The following is a 14,039-nucleotide window of genomic DNA, read 5'->3' on the forward strand; positions in this document are numbered from 1 at the left end:
GGCGCCGACCAGCCAGATAATGTTGTTCATGATTGCACTCCTTCGCCTCCGGGCTAGGCGCACGTCGGGGTGAAGCCCGCCACGCAAGTAGAACATTAGATACGGCTAAAGGTTCCTCCCGGGCCTCGCTGTCGAAAGGGCCCGCCGCACCAGTCGGCACGGCGGGCGACGCAGAGTTCACCCCGGTGGTGGGGCAGCAGACGGCGTTGCGTCCAAGACTCAGCTGATGCTTCTGGACCAGTCATCTACCTGGCGCTCTGCCTCTTCCTTGGCGATGCCATATCGCTCCTGGATACGTCCCAAGAGCTGGTCTCGGTTGCCTTCGATGCGATCAAGATCATCGTCGGTGAGGTCACCCCACTGCTCTTTCGCCTTGCCTTTGAACTGCGTCCATTTTCCCTTGATTTGATCCCAGTTCATGTGTTCCTCCTTGCTTCCTGGGGCCCGCACTAAAGCGGAGCGCGGACCGATCGAGCATTTCGATGTCGGTAACGAATGAAGATCAGCAGCCGCTAAAAGTTCCGGTGCCGGCGCAAAAAGCCCGCCGTGTCAGTGCCGGACTGTGAGCTGATGTTGATGATGTCCAGAGCTTGATGCTCGTTCGCAGCACCATCTTATCCCGTTGAAGGCGCTGAGCTTCTTGCTGGTTGGCCTTGGCTGGCAAGCCTCGAAAGGCTGCCCAGCAGCATTGTTCTGTCCTTGCCGATCATCAGCACGCCGCTGTCGGGCGCCAACAGTGCCGAGAACGGCAGCATCGCCGCGCCGATCGGCGAAGCCTCGGGGCCGAATTGTCCCGACACGATTTCCGGCGCCACGATGCCGATGGCGCTGATCCTGTTGAACTGGGTCTGCACCTTCGCCAGCAGCTCGAGATGGATCGGCCGCGGCAGGATGCTGTCGAGGACGATCGCCTCGATGTCGATCACGGAGGTGATGGCGATGATCGCCTCGACCAGCGCATTGGCACAATCGTCGATCCATTCCGACAGCGGCTCGCGCGCCCCCGGCGGCAAGGGATCGAGTTCGCGCGCACGATTGATCTCGACGCCGCGCGATTTGAGATGATTGACCAGAACATAGATCGAAGCGCGATGCAGCAGGCTCTGGTAGCGCGCCGGCTTGGCCGCCACCGAATCGAGGCTTGAAGGCGAGACCGGCAAAGGACCGAGCGCGGCGCTGTTGCCGTGCGGCCCGGTGTGGACCTTGCCGCCTTGCACCAGTCCGCCGCCGACAAAGGTGTCGATCGAGATATGCATGAAGTCGCGGAACCGTGCGCCGGTCCCCTGGATGAGCTCGGCGAGTGCGGCCGATGACGCGTCGTTTTCCACGAAGACCGGGGTCTTCGGTTTTGTGGCGAAGAATGTCGTCAGATCGATTGCTTCCCAGCGGCTACCGAGGTCGTCGGGAAAGCCGAGCTCCTCGCTCCAGCCGCCGAGGAAATATGGCGAAGCGATGCCGACGCCGACGATGCTGGCATCGCCAAGCCCCTCGACCAGCTTGTCGAAAGTGGCCAGCGACATGTTGCCGGCCTTGAGCACCAGATCGGGGTCCGGAAAGCGATATTCGTGCGACTCGCGCGAGCGGACCTCGCCGGCGAAGTCGACGAGCACGGCTTCCAGCGCGCGCCGGCCGATCTTGATGCCGACGCTGTAGATGCGCTCCGGTGCAAGTCGGTAGAGAGTGGACGGCGACCCCCGTTGTCCGAACCTTTTTCCCACTTGCTTTACGAATCCAGACGATTCCAGCCCGTCGACAATGGTGGCGACCGCGGCCGGCGTCAGATTTGCGGCGCGCGCCAGATCGGACTTGGATGCCTCCTTCAGGCGGCGGATGGCATCGAGCACGAAGCGCTCGTTATAATGCCGAACCTTGACCGAATTGCTGCCTTTTCCGGACAAACCGGCGCCTCCCCATTTCATTGCCGCGGAACTGCTCTAGTCGCCTGCAGCTTTGAAGTTGCCGCAGTCGAGCGCTCCAGCTGCACCCGTGCGCGAAGCGACAGTGCCCTTCGGGGCCACGGAAGTCAATTTTCCAGTTGCGGCGCCGGCCCATTTAATATAGCAAATTGAAGAAACAGGACCAGGGAGGAAGGGTGCTGCACTTGGGCGCATTAGGCGAAGCCGATGCCATGGTGAAGAGCGACGTGGCGGTCCCCGTTGCCCTGGTTCAGGCGACAAAGGCCTTCGGCGGCACCATTGCCCTCAAGGACGCGTCCTTCGAATTGCGCCCAGGCGAGGTGCTGGCTCTGCTTGGCGAAAACGGCGCCGGCAAGAGCACTTGCGTAAAGCTGCTGGCCGGCGTGTATCTCCCGACCGGCGGCCATGTCGAAGTCGATGGCAAGCCTGTGGTCTTCCATTCGCCGCACGACGCCCAGGCTGCCGGCATCTCGGTCATGCACCAGCATCCCGGTCTGTTCCCGGATCTTTCGGTGGCGGAAAACATCTATCTCGGCCATATGCCGCGCGATCGCTTCGGCGGCATCGACAACGCCGCCATGCTTGCCGGCGCGCGTAAGGTGCTGGCGACAGTCGGCCTCGACGTGCCGGCCGAAACCCGGCTCGGAACGTTGCGCACCTCCGAACAGCAACTGGTCGAGATCGCCCGCGCCCTGTCGCTCGACGCGCGGGTGCTGATCATGGACGAGCCGACGGCCGCCCTGTCGCAGCGCGAGGTCGAGCGGCTGTTCACCGTCGTCGCCGACCTGCGGCTGCATGGCGTGGCGATGATGTTCGTCGGCCACCGCATGGACGAGATCTTCCGCATCGCCGACCGCATTGCGGTGCTGCGCGACGGGCGTCTCATCGGCGTCAAGCCGAAGGCCGAGCTTGGCCGCGCCGCCGCCATCGGCATGATGGTCGGCCGCGAGGTGACCGACCTCTATCCGCAACGAAACCACGCCACCGGCGCGCTGGTGCTGGAGGCGAGGGGGCTGTCGCACGCCGGCGGCTTTTCCAACATCGACCTCAAGCTCCACGCCGGAGAGGTGCTCGGGCTCGGCGGCCTGGTCGGCAGCGGGCGGACCGAGATCGCGCGCGTGTTGTTCGGCATCGACCAGCCCGATGCCGGCGAAATCCTGATCGACGGCGAGGCTGTGCGCTTCGCATCGGCACGCGACGCCATGGATGCGCGCATCGCCTATGTTTCGGAAGACCGCATGGGCCAGAGCCTGGTGATGGATTTTTCCATCCTCGACAACGCCGTGCTGCCCGTCCTCGACAAGGCAGCCCGCTCCGGCTTCTACGGCACGGACCGCGCGATCGATCTGGTTTCGGACTGGCTGAAGCGCATGAAGCTTCGCTTTTCCGGCTACGCGCAGCCGGTGAAGGAACTGTCCGGCGGCAACCAGCAGAAGGTGGTGTTGGCCAAATGGCTGCGCACCGAGCCGCGCGTCCTCATCCTCGACGAGCCGACGCAAGGCATCGATGTCGGCACCAAGGCGGAAGTGCATGCGATGATCGCCGACCTTGCCGCGCAGGGCATGGCCATCATCCTGATCTCCTCCGAAATGCCCGAGCTCATCGGCATGTGCGACCGCATCATCGTGCTGCGCGAAGGCCATCGGACGGCCGAATTTACCAGGGGCGAAGCCACCCAGGAAAAGGTGCTGGAAGCAGCGACGAAGGCCGGTGAAAGCGCCGACCCGGCAGCACAGCCTGCCAGCGAGGAGAAGAGAAAAGGACCGCTCGACATACTGAAGCGGCGGGAGTTCGGCCTGCTCGCCGCGATGCTGGCGGTCGCTATCCCGGTCACCATCATCAACCCGCGCATGGTGAGCGCGGCAAACTTGACCGCAGTGTCGATGGATGCCGCCCTGCTCGTGGTTGCAGCGCTCGCTCAGATGCTGGTGCTGATCACCCGCAACATCGACCTTTCGATCGCCGCGGTGATCGGCTTGTCGGCTTACATGGCGGCGAGCATGGTCCAGGCCTATCCAGGGCTCGACATCGGCATCGGCCTGATGAGCGCATGCGTGGTCGGTGGTGTCGCTGGCCTGATCAACGGCCTTGTCGTTACCAGGGGAAAGATCCCGGCGATCGTCGTCACGCTGGCCTCGATGTCGATCTTCCGCGGCTTCAACTCGATCTGGGCAGCCGGCGACCAGATCAGCGCCGACGAAGTCACGCAAGCCTGGCTCGACATGACCGGCCTGAAGATCGCCGGCGTGCCGCTGATCGTCATTATCGCGATCGTCATCCTGTGCCTGGGTTATGTGCTGCTCTATCGCACCGCCATCGGGCGCGAACTGTTTGCCGCCGGCTCCAATCCCGACGGCGCACGTCTTATCGGCATCCCCGTCGACCGGCGGATTCTGCTGGCCTTTGGCATGGCCGGCCTGCTCGGCGGCCTGTGCGGTGCGCTGTGGGCATCCCGCTATGCGACCATCGATGCCCGCGTCGCGCTCGGTTTCGAACTCACCGTGATCGCGTCGGCGGTGGTCGGCGGCGTCGCCATCCGCGGTGGTTCGGGCACGCTGCTCGGCATCATCCTCGGCGCGCTCACGCTGCTCGTCATCAAGAACGGGCTGACGCTGGTGCGCGTCGACCCGCTATGGCTGCAGGGCGTCTACGGCCTGGTGATCCTGGTCGCCATCGGCATCGACACGTTCATCGTGCGGCGTGCCGAGCAGGCAAGACAGGCGAGGGCGCGGTGAGAAAGTTCCTCCGTTCGATCGACTTCTGGGATCTGCTGCTGGCGACCTCCTGCGTGGCCATCTTCCTCTACGCGGCGATCTTCGTGCCGAATTTCGTTTCCGGCTTCAATCTCTCGCAACTGGCCGCCAGCGCCTCGGAAAAGGCATTGCTGATCCTGCCGATGACGCTGCTCATCATCACCCGCGAAATCGACCTGTCGATCGCCTCGGTGCTGGCGCTGACGTCCGTCGTCTTTGGCTTGCTGGTCCAGGCCGGCGTGCCGACGCTTGCCGTAATCCCGCTGACGCTCGTCGCCGGCGGCCTGCTCGGCGCTTTCAACGGCTACCTGGTCTCGGGCCTTGGACTGCAGTCGCTGGTGGTGACGCTCGGCACGATGGCGCTCTATCGAGGTATTGGCTACATCCTGCTCGGCACCGGTTCGGTCAACATCCTGCCGCCCGCGGTCGTGGATTTCGGCATCAACAATCTGCCGGGCACCGAGATACCGTGGACCATCGTCCCCTTCCTGGCGCTGGCGCCGGTGTTTGCGGTCGTGCTGCAGAAGACGCCGACCGGCAAGCGCATCTACGCGCTCGGCGGCAGCCCCGAGGTGGCGCGCTATTCCGGCATAAACACGCGCCGGATGGTGCTGAACCTGTTCGTCGTCTCGGGCGTCGTCGCGGCGATAGCCGGCATCGTCTATACCGCGCGCCTGTCCAATGCCCGCGCCAACAATGCGCTCGGCATGGAGCTCGACGTCATCACCATCGTGCTGCTCGGCGGCGTCAGCGTCTTTGGCGGCAAGGGCCGCCTGACCGGCGTCATGCTGGCGTTGGTCCTGATCGCCATCATCCGTAACGTGCTGGCGCTGAACCAGATCGGCGGCGACGCGCAGGGCATGATCATTGGCCTGCTTCTGATCGGCTCGCTGCTGGTCGGCAATTACTGGCGCTCCACACAGGAGCTGCTCAGCAGATCCCGCGCAATGCGCGAGACAAAGGGGTGATCTCGGGCCCCTTCCTTTAGCCCGAATTTTGACGGAGGAGTCACAATGAAAGCGTTTAGATTAGCCCTGCTCGCATCCGCGGTTCTGCTCGCGCCAACCTCGCTGGCCTTCAGCCAGGAATGCGCCAAGGAACCCGTAACGGTCGGTTTCCTGCCCAAGCTCGACACAGACCCCTACTTCAAAGTGGCTTTTGGAGGCGCACAAGAGGCAGCCAAGGAAATTGGCGGCACCGCTACCCAGGTCGCCCCATCGCAGGCGACCGCCGAGGCGCAAATCGAATTCATCAACAGCCTCGTGTCGCAGAAGGTCGGGGTCATCGCAATTGCCGGCAACGACGCCAATGCCGTCGCGCCGGCCCTGAAGCGCGCCGTTCAGCAGGGCGTCAGGGTGATTTCGTATGACTCCGATGTGGCCGCCGAGGCCCGCGCGGCATTTGTCAATCAGGTCAAGGGCGACAGTCTCGCCGAGATGATGCTGGAAAGTGCATTCGCCCTCAGCGGCGGTGAAGGCGAATTCGCGATCCTGTCGTCGACGCCGACGGCGACCAACCAGAACGCCTGGATCGAGTTCATGAAGGCGAAGATGGCTGCCGAGCCGAAGTTCTCCAAAATGAAGCTGGTGCAGGTGGCCTATGGCGAAGAAAGCGAACAAATCAACCAGCAGCAGGCGCTGGCGCTGGTCCAGGCGTTTCCCGATCTCAAGGTGATCATCGTCCCGGCAGGCATCGGCCTTCCGGCGGCCGCGCGTGCGCTCGAGGAGGCGGGCATGATCGGCAAGGTCAAGCTGACCGGCCTCGCGCCGGCTACTCTGATCTCGAAATACATCAAGGACGGGGCGGCCCAGGATATCTGGTGGAACGTCACCGATCTTGGCTATCTTACCTACCAGACGGCCCAGGCGCTTGCGCAGTGCAAGATCACCGGAAAGGAGGGTGAGAAGTTCACGGCAGGCAGGCTCGGCGAATACACGATTGGCGCCGGCGGCGAACTGATCCTTGGTCCAGCCAAGATCGTGACCCCCGAAAATCTGGCCGAGTTCAAGTTCTGATCCTTTGGAGTTCGAACTCCGCGGGGGCGCCGGGCCAACCGGCGCCCTTCCTAAACCTCTCGAATGAAAACAGTGCGGGGGCGGCAATGAAGATATTGCTTGCGGGCGAAACCTTTGCGGCGACGACGTCGGTCGCCGTCGGTAGCGATGTGCTTACAAGTGCGACCTCGACAAATGGCGCGACGGCCTTCAATGCCGCGCTGGCCACTGAGGGCATCGCCGTCACGCAGATCGGCGGTGAGCGTTGCAGCGCGGAGTTTCCCTATGACCTCGATGGGCTCGCCCAATATCAGGCGGTGGTGATCTCCGACGTCGGCGCCCTGACATTGCTGGTGACGCCGGATGCCCGCGCCGGGCGTGTCGGCGTCAACCGCCTCGATCTGCTCAAGGCCTATGTCGAAGGTGGCGGCGGGCTGATGCTAGCCGGCGGCTATATGGGCTTTCAGGGCATGTTCGGGACGGCGCGGTTCCACGACACCCCGGTCGAGGACGTTCTGCCGGTCCGTTGCCTACCCTACTGCGACGGCATGGAGGTGCCGCAAGGCCTGCAGGCCTCCATCCTGCAGCCGTCACATCCGATTTTTTCCGGGGTGGAGGGGCCTTTGCCGCCGATCCTCGGCATGAACAAGCTGGAATTCAGGCGCGACGGTTCATCCCGGCTTCTGGCGACCTGCCACCACCGCGGCACCGACTGGCCGCTCCTTGCCGTCGGCAGCCACGGCCGCGGCCGCACGATTGCCTGGGCAACCGATATCGGCCCGCATTGGCTCTCGCAGGATTTTCTCGCATGGCCGTTCTACGGAAAACTGACGGCGAACATGGTCCATTGGCTCGCCGGCAATGAATGAGAAAGCCGGACACCAGGTTTGACCACTGCAGTCCGCCTGCCGCTGCCTCCGATGCCGCGCGAGGCGCCGGTGACCAGCACCACCTTGCCGGCCAGGTCGAATTTCGGCGTGAACTCATTTGTCATGCAATTCCACCTTGTTCTTCAAATCGGACCGGCTGCCGTGTCGAACCGAATAGGCTCGCGTGAATTCGGCGCCCAGCAGAAATATCTCGGCCGAATAATAGACCCACAACAGCACGACGAGCAGGGCGCCGGCCGCGCCGTACGACGATGCGAAAGCGCTGGTTCCGATATACCAGCCAATCAGCGACTTGCCGATGGTGAACAGAAACCCGGTGACGACGGCGCCAAGGCCGACATCGCGCCATTGCAGACTGCGGTCGGGCAGCACCTTGTAAATCGCGGCAAACAGCAGCGCGATCAGGGCAAACGAGACAATCCCGTTGACCGCGCTCAGGATGATAGTGCCGAACGGCAGATAGGCGTTGATGACGTCTCCGAGCGCCGAAATCGCGGCGCTTACAACCAAGGACACCAGGAGCAGGAAACCGAGAGCGGCGACCAGGCCCAGGCTTGCAATGCGTGCCCGCACCAGCCGTGAGATCGTTGCTGCCCTCGGTTTGACTTTCCAGATTTCGTTCAGCGCCAGCTGCATTTCGCCGAACACGCCGGATGCGGCGACGAACAGCGTGACCAGCCCCAGAATGCTGGCAAGGGTTCCCGCTTCCTTCTGCGAAGCGTTTTCGATCGTCGCCTGCAGCAGCTCGGCACTTTGCGGTCCCATCAGGCCGGCGATCTGTGCCGAAAGGGCGAGTTGTGCCGCCTCGTGCCCGAAGGCCATGCCGGCGATAGCGACGACGATCAGCAGGATCGGCGCAAGCGAGGTCGTGGCATAAAAAGCTATCGCCGCCCCATGGCTCAGCGCATTGTCATCGATGAAGCCGAGGACGCTCTGCTTGAGGAGCCTCCAGCTCTCTGCTGCCAAATTCCACATGTGGGCCTCGCATGCTGTCAACAAACAAGTAGCGGCGGCGCAGCGCTGGGCGAGGGAGGGGCGCGAAGATCGCAACGGAGCGGCACGACAGGCCACGACAAGAACACCTCTTGCCCGAACACTTGCCAAGCGCCGGCCATCATGATGCCATGGCGCTGTGGAAGATTGCACGCTGGGTTGGGGTGGGCGATGTTGTTTCCAGGTGCAACAGGGCGCATAGGCGTGGCGTTTGCCGCGCTGCTTTTGTGCGCGCTGGTTCCTGCTCGGGGCGAGGAGCCGAAGGCGCTAAAAGGCGTCGCGCTCGTCATCGGGCAGTCCGACTATGAGCATGTCGGCAAGCTGCCCAATCCGGAAAACGACGCCCGCGCCATCGAGGAGATGTTCGACAGGCTCGGCTTCGAAACCGATGTCGCCGTCAATCGCGACGCGCGCAAATTGCGGCGCGACCTCGAAGGCTTCGTCGACGATGCCGAGGGTGCCGACGTCGCCATTATCTACTATTCCGGCCACGGCATCGAAGCCGGTGGCGAGAATTTCCTGGTGCCCGTCGATGCCGACATTGCGGCGCTCGAGGATGCCGGCGAGAAGCTGGTCCCGCTGTCGTCGATCGTGGCCGAACTGAAGGCCAAGGTGCCGGTCACCATCGTGCTGCTCGATGCCTGCCGCAACGACCCGTTTCCGCCGGGCACGCTTTTGAAACTCAAGCCGGGTGAAGCGGGCAAGCCGATCGGCGCCGGCGGCCTCGGCGAAACGCGCAGCGTCGTGGCGCTGAACGACAGCGCGCCGGCCAAGGGTTCGGCTGGCGACAGCGGTTCTGCCGACGACAGCCTGGGCCAGGTCATCGGCTTTGCCGCCGAGCCCGGCAAGGTGGCGCTCGACGGTCCCGCCGACGGCAACAGCCCCTACGCGGCAGCCATATTGCGTCACATCGACACGATGGGCGGCGAGGAATTCGGCACCGTGCTGCGCATGGTCGGCGAGGAGGTCTATCTCAAGACCGGCGGCCGGCAGCGGCCATGGGTCAATGAGAGCCTGCGCCGGCTGCTCTATTTCGGCACGCCCGCCGAGGTGCCGAAAGGCGAGGAAGGCGAGATCCTCTCAGAGCGCCGCCGGTTGCTGCTGACGATTTCGACGCTGCCCGACCCGCAACGCCGCCAGATCGAGACGATTGCCCGCGACGGCGGCGTACCGATGGACGCGCTCTACGCCATGCTGAAGACGCTGGGCACCGAGACACCCAGGGATGCGGCCGAGCTCGACAAATTGCTGCGCGGCCAGACCGAGCGGCTGAAACAGGTACTGGCCGAGCAGGCGACACTGAAGAGCCAGGATCCGGAAATCGTCCGGCTTTCAAAACTGGCCGAACAAGCGGTGCAGGAAGGCGCGCTCGAAGCAGCGCAGAAAATCCATGAGCAGGCCAAGGCCCGCGTTGGCGAACTGTCGAAAACCGTCGACCAGGCCGAGGCCGATCTCAAGGCGCGTCGTTTCGAGTTTGCCGAGGTTTTCGGCGACAGCGCCAAAACCTACGAAATCTCCTTCAGCTATCAGGCGGCAGCCCAGGACTATGCCAAGGCCTATGAGCAGGTCGAGAAATGGGACGACCATGAAGCCTGGTTCTACAAGGCAGCCGAGGCCCAGGCGCTCTCCGCGCATGGTTCTTTCTCGGGCGACAACGCCTTTCTGGTGCAGGCGGTCGCTGCCTATGAAAAGGCGCTGACCTATGTGTCGCGCGAAAACAGCCCGCGGCAATGGGCGGCCACGCAAAACAATCTCGCCACCACACTGTCGACGCTGGGCGAGCGCGAGGCCGGCCGCGAAGACCTCGACAAAGCGGCAGCCGCCTTCGATCAGGCGCTGAGCGTCTACACGCGCGACGCCAATCCGGACGACTGGGCCTCGACGCTAGGCAATCTCGGCACCGTCTATTGGCGGCTCGGCCAGCGCGAGAACGGCACGACGTTGCTCGACAATGCCGTTGCTTCGTTCCGCGCGGCGCTCGAGGTGCAAGTGTCGAAAAAGCTGCCGCTCGAATGGGCGGCGACTGAGAATAATCTCGGCATCGTGCTCTCCGAACTGGGTGAGCGCCAAGCCACCAGCGACAGCTTTCGCGCCGCCATCGAAGCGCATCGCGCCGCGCTGACCGAATACCGCAGGGAGCGCGTGCCGCTCGACTGGGCGTTGAGCCAGGTCAATCTCGGCGCGGCCTTGTTCCGCCTCGGCGAGCGTGAACAAGACGTACCGACGCTTGAGCAGGCCGTTGCCGCCTATCAGGCGGCGACGGAGGAAATGACGCGCGAGCGCGCGCCGGCGCAATGGGCGACGATCCAGAACAATTTGAGTTCGGCGCTGGAATCGATCGGCCAGATCAATGGCGACATTGCTACGCTGCAACGCGCTCGGAAGGCGGCAGAGGCCGCACTGACGGTGTGGACGCGCGAGCACGCGCCGGCGAGCTGGGCAAACGGCCAGTTGACGCTTGGCAATGCCTTGCAGCGCCTCGGCGCCAGGCAGGACGGCGATGACGCACTGCTCAAGGCGGTCGCTGCCTATGAGGCCGCACTTTCTGAATATCCGCGCGAAAAGCTGCCGCTCGACTGGGCTTCGTTGAACCAGAATCTGGGCTCGGTCTATGCGACGCTTGGCGATCGGGACACCGGCATCGACTATCTCCGGAAGTCGGCGTCCGCCTATCGCGAGGCCTCGCAGGTCTATACCGTCGCCGCCGCGCCGCTCGAATTCGCCTCAATAGAGCACAGTCTCGGCAACACGCTGTCGACCTGGGGCGACCGTGCTCGCGACAAAGCGGTCCTTGAAGAAGCGGTCGCCGCCTATGATGCAGCGCTCACCGTGCGAACCAAGGAGAGCGCCCCGAAGGACTGGGCGAAGACGCAGTACCGGCTGGGTGCAGCACTTTCCATGCTCGGCAAGGCCGATGGCGGCTCGGACGAGGCGCTCCAGCGCTCGGCGGCGGCCTATCGCGCGGCGCTCGAAGTGCAGAGCCGCGACAGCGACCCCGACGCCTGGGCGGCAACGCAATGGGGTCTCGGCCATGTGCTCCTGTTGCTGGGCGACCGCACGCAGGACGGTGAAGCCTTCCGCCAGTCGGCGACGGCGCTTGAAGCGGCGCTGCCCTTCTACGACCTCGCCACGGTGCCGGAAGATCACGCCCAGCTGCAGAACGAACTCGGCAGCGCCTATTACTACCTTGCCGGCAGCGCCAATGACCCGTCGCTCTACCAGAAGGCGGCGGCCGCGCATGAAAAGGCACTGGCCGTCTATGCCACGCTGCCCGACCGCTCGCTCTGGGCTTCGGTCGAAGGCGACCTCGGCAATGCCCGCATGATGCAGGCAAACGCCAGTTCCGACCCGGACGCCATGGCCAAGTCTGTCCAGGCCTATGAGGCGGCACTGACGGTGATAAGCCGCGACAGGGATGCCGACGAATGGCTGCGCAACCAGACCAATCTGGCCAGCGCGCTTTCGACGCTGGGCTACTGGCGCGACGACGTTGCCCTGCTGAAGCGTTCGGCCGGCATCTATCGTTCGATCCAGAGCGTGCGCACGCGCGACCGCGCCCCCGAACGTTGGGCCAGCACGCAGGCAAGCCTGGCCAATGTGCTTGGCATGATCGGCGCGAAAGAGCCTTCGCCGGCTTTGTTCCACGAGGCGGTCGCCGTCAATCGGGCGTTGGCAGACCAGGTCGACCGCGACCGCGACCCCGAGCGCTGGGCGAGCCTGCAAAACGAGATCGGCTATCAGCTGACGCTCGCCGGCCGCGCCGAAAACGACGTCGCCAAAATCGAGGAGGCGGTGCCGATCCTGCGCGAGGCCATCGCCGTGCAGAAGAAGATCGGTTCGGTGCCGGGCATTGCGTTCACCGAGGACAGCCTGTGCGACGTGCTTACCGATCTGGGTGCTGCTCGCAAGCAGAAGGCAATGGCCGAGGAAGCGATAGCCGCCTGCCAGCATGCGCTCGTCATCTTTCGGGATGGCAAGATGGACGACCTTGCCGCCGGCTCCGCAAAGAACCTTGCCGAGGCACAAGCGTTGCTGGCCGAATTGCAATAGCGCACAGGAAAAGGTGGCCGCGACCGGTTTCGATTGGCAAAGGGTTGCCGTTCCCTGCTATTCCCGCTTCAAATCAAAAAAGCAGTGGACGTTTCCAGCATGACCAATGTCGCCTTGACTGGGCTTGCCCGGGATCTTGCCAAGCGCGCGGCGGAAGGCCGCCCGGTGCGCATCGGTGTCATCGGTTCGGGCGAGATGGGCACCGATCTGGTGACACAAGGCATGCTGATGCCGGGCATTTCGGTTTGCGCGATTTCGACCCGCCGGCCGCATACAGCGCGTGACGCCATCCGCATCGCCTATGGCGACGAGGCGATGGCAGCCGAAGCGGACAGCGCTTCGAAGGTCAGCCAGGCGATCGAGAGCGGCAAGATCGCAATCACCTCGAACGAGATGCTGGTCACCAATCCGCTCATCGATGTTGTCATCGATGCCACCGGCAAGCCCGGCGTCGCCGCCGATTTCGACCTGATGGCGATGCAGCACGGCAAGCATCTGGTGATGATGAATGTCGAGGCCGACGTCACTATTGGCTGCTACCTCAAGCAGCAGGCCGACCGGCTCGGCGTCGTCTATTCGGTCGGCGCCGGCGACGAGCCGTCGAGCTGCATGGAGCTGATCGAGTTCGCCTCGGCGCTCGGCTACACCATCGTCTCCGCCGGCAAGGGCAAGAACAACCCTCTCAACCACGACGCCGTTCCCGACGACTACCGCGCGGAAGCGCTGCGCCGCAACATGAATCCGCGCATGCTGGTCGAGTTCGTCGACGGCTCGAAAACCATGGTCGAGATGTGCGCCATCGCCAACGCCACTGGGCTGGTACCCGACGTTCCCGGCATGCACGGCCCCAAGGCCGACCGTGACGAGCTGGTCAAGGTGCTGATCCCGCGCGAGCAGGGCGGCATCCTGTCGAAGAAGGGCGTTGTCGACTATACCGTCGGCAAGGGCGTGGCGCCCGGTGTCTTCGTCATCGTCGAGGCGACTCATCCGCGGATCATCGAGCGCATGGACGATCTGCATATCGGCCACGGCCCCTATTACAGCTTCTTCAGGCCCTACCATCTTACCTCGCTGGAAGTGCCGCTGACGGCCGCCCGTATCGCGCTTTACGGCAAGCCCGACATGGTGCCGCTGCCGAGGCCGGTGGCCGAGGTCTGCGCCGTGGCCAAGCGCGATCTGGCGGCAGGCGAGACGTTCGACGCGATCGGCGAGACCTGCTACCGCTCCTGGACCATGACCGTCGAGGAGGCTCGCGCCCACCACGCCGTGCCCGTCGGCCTGCTCGAAGGCGGCAAGGTGCTGAAACCGGTGAGGAAAGGCGAATTGCTCACCGCCGACAATGCCGCGCCCGACCCGACGACCAGGCTATTCGCCTTGCGCCGGCTGCAGGACGAGATGCTGTATGGGGCGGGTTAGGTGCGGTGCAGAAACTTTGACGTCGGC

The 14,039-nt window shown here is 64.0% G+C and carries 9 protein-coding genes; 6 read left to right on the forward strand and 3 right to left on the reverse strand.

Features of this window, described 5'->3' with window-relative positions; all coding sequences use genetic code 11:
• Nucleotides 1-219: 219 nt before the first annotated feature.
• Both NKH63_RS26055 and NKH63_RS26060 read right to left on the reverse strand, forming a co-directional pair.
• Entirely contained in the window at nucleotides 220-420 is a 201-nt protein-coding gene (locus NKH63_RS26055; protein WP_023677416.1) for a CsbD family protein, read from the reverse strand.
• A 194-nt stretch (nucleotides 421-614) separates the two neighbouring features.
• On the reverse strand, nucleotides 615-1,898 hold the full coding sequence (locus NKH63_RS26060; RefSeq protein WP_352592370.1) for an ROK family transcriptional regulator: 1,284 nt from the start codon (nucleotides 1,896-1,898) through the stop codon (nucleotides 615-617).
• Nucleotides 1,899-2,092: 194 nt separating this feature from the next.
• Here NKH63_RS26060 and NKH63_RS26065 point away from each other — a divergent pair, with 194 nt between their 5' ends.
• The 4 genes from NKH63_RS26065 to NKH63_RS26080 all read left to right on the forward strand — a co-directional run bounded on the left by NKH63_RS26065 (nucleotide 2,093) and on the right by NKH63_RS26080 (nucleotide 7,532).
• Nucleotides 2,093-4,651: an ATP-binding cassette domain-containing protein gene (locus NKH63_RS26065; RefSeq protein ID WP_502896361.1), complete on the forward strand. Its 2,559-nt coding sequence runs from the start codon at nucleotides 2,093-2,095 to the stop codon at nucleotides 4,649-4,651.
• Complete coding sequence (locus tag NKH63_RS26070) at nucleotides 4,648-5,637, forward strand: ABC transporter permease (RefSeq protein WP_352919234.1); 990 nt, start codon at nucleotides 4,648-4,650, stop codon at nucleotides 5,635-5,637. The genes NKH63_RS26065 and NKH63_RS26070 overlap by 4 nt, the downstream gene beginning before the upstream one ends.
• A gap of 45 nt (nucleotides 5,638-5,682) precedes the next feature.
• Complete coding sequence (locus tag NKH63_RS26075) at nucleotides 5,683-6,684, forward strand: rhamnose ABC transporter substrate-binding protein (RefSeq protein ID WP_352919237.1); 1,002 nt, start codon at nucleotides 5,683-5,685, stop codon at nucleotides 6,682-6,684.
• 86 nt (nucleotides 6,685-6,770) lie between these two features.
• The gene (locus tag NKH63_RS26080; RefSeq protein WP_352919239.1) at nucleotides 6,771-7,532 is read left to right on the forward strand and encodes a glutamine amidotransferase; all 762 of its coding nucleotides are present in this window, start codon (nucleotides 6,771-6,773) and stop codon (nucleotides 7,530-7,532) included.
• Between the two features lie 114 nt (nucleotides 7,533-7,646).
• Here the strand turns inward: NKH63_RS26080 and NKH63_RS26085 are convergent, their stop codons facing one another.
• The gene (locus NKH63_RS26085) at nucleotides 7,647-8,528 is read right to left on the reverse strand and encodes a YihY/virulence factor BrkB family protein (RefSeq protein WP_023719423.1); all 882 of its coding nucleotides are present in this window, start codon (nucleotides 8,526-8,528) and stop codon (nucleotides 7,647-7,649) included.
• A gap of 222 nt (nucleotides 8,529-8,750) precedes the next feature.
• On the opposite strand from NKH63_RS26085, the gene NKH63_RS26090 reads away from it, so the two are divergent.
• Both NKH63_RS26090 and NKH63_RS26095 read left to right on the forward strand, forming a co-directional pair.
• Entirely contained in the window at nucleotides 8,751-12,596 is a 3,846-nt protein-coding gene (locus NKH63_RS26090; protein WP_352919242.1) for a caspase family protein, read from the forward strand.
• A 99-nt stretch (nucleotides 12,597-12,695) separates the two neighbouring features.
• On the forward strand, nucleotides 12,696-14,012 hold the full coding sequence (locus tag NKH63_RS26095) for an NAD(P)H-dependent oxidoreductase (RefSeq protein ID WP_352791931.1): 1,317 nt from the start codon (nucleotides 12,696-12,698) through the stop codon (nucleotides 14,010-14,012).
• The last annotated feature ends 27 nt before the right edge of the window (nucleotides 14,013-14,039 follow it).

Source organism: Mesorhizobium sp. M0960, assembly GCF_040319055.1.
Classification (GTDB): Bacteria; Pseudomonadota; Alphaproteobacteria; order Rhizobiales; family Rhizobiaceae; genus Mesorhizobium.

Bases quoted from the DNA above. Each gene is read 5' to 3' on its own strand.
- NKH63_RS26055 (WP_023677416.1), bottom strand. From the start codon at position 420: ATGAACTGGGATCAAATCAAGGGAAAATGGACGCAGTTCAAAGGCAAG.
- NKH63_RS26075 (WP_352919237.1), top strand. From the start codon at position 5,683: ATGAAAGCGTTTAGATTAGCCCTGCTCGCATCCGCGGTTCTGCTCGCG.
- NKH63_RS26080 (WP_352919239.1), top strand. From the start codon at position 6,771: ATGAAGATATTGCTTGCGGGCGAAACCTTTGCGGCGACGACGTCGGTC.
- NKH63_RS26085 (WP_023719423.1), bottom strand. From the start codon at position 8,528: ATGTGGAATTTGGCAGCAGAGAGCTGGAGGCTCCTCAAGCAGAGCGTC.
- NKH63_RS26095 (WP_352791931.1), top strand. From the start codon at position 12,696: ATGACCAATGTCGCCTTGACTGGGCTTGCCCGGGATCTTGCCAAGCGC.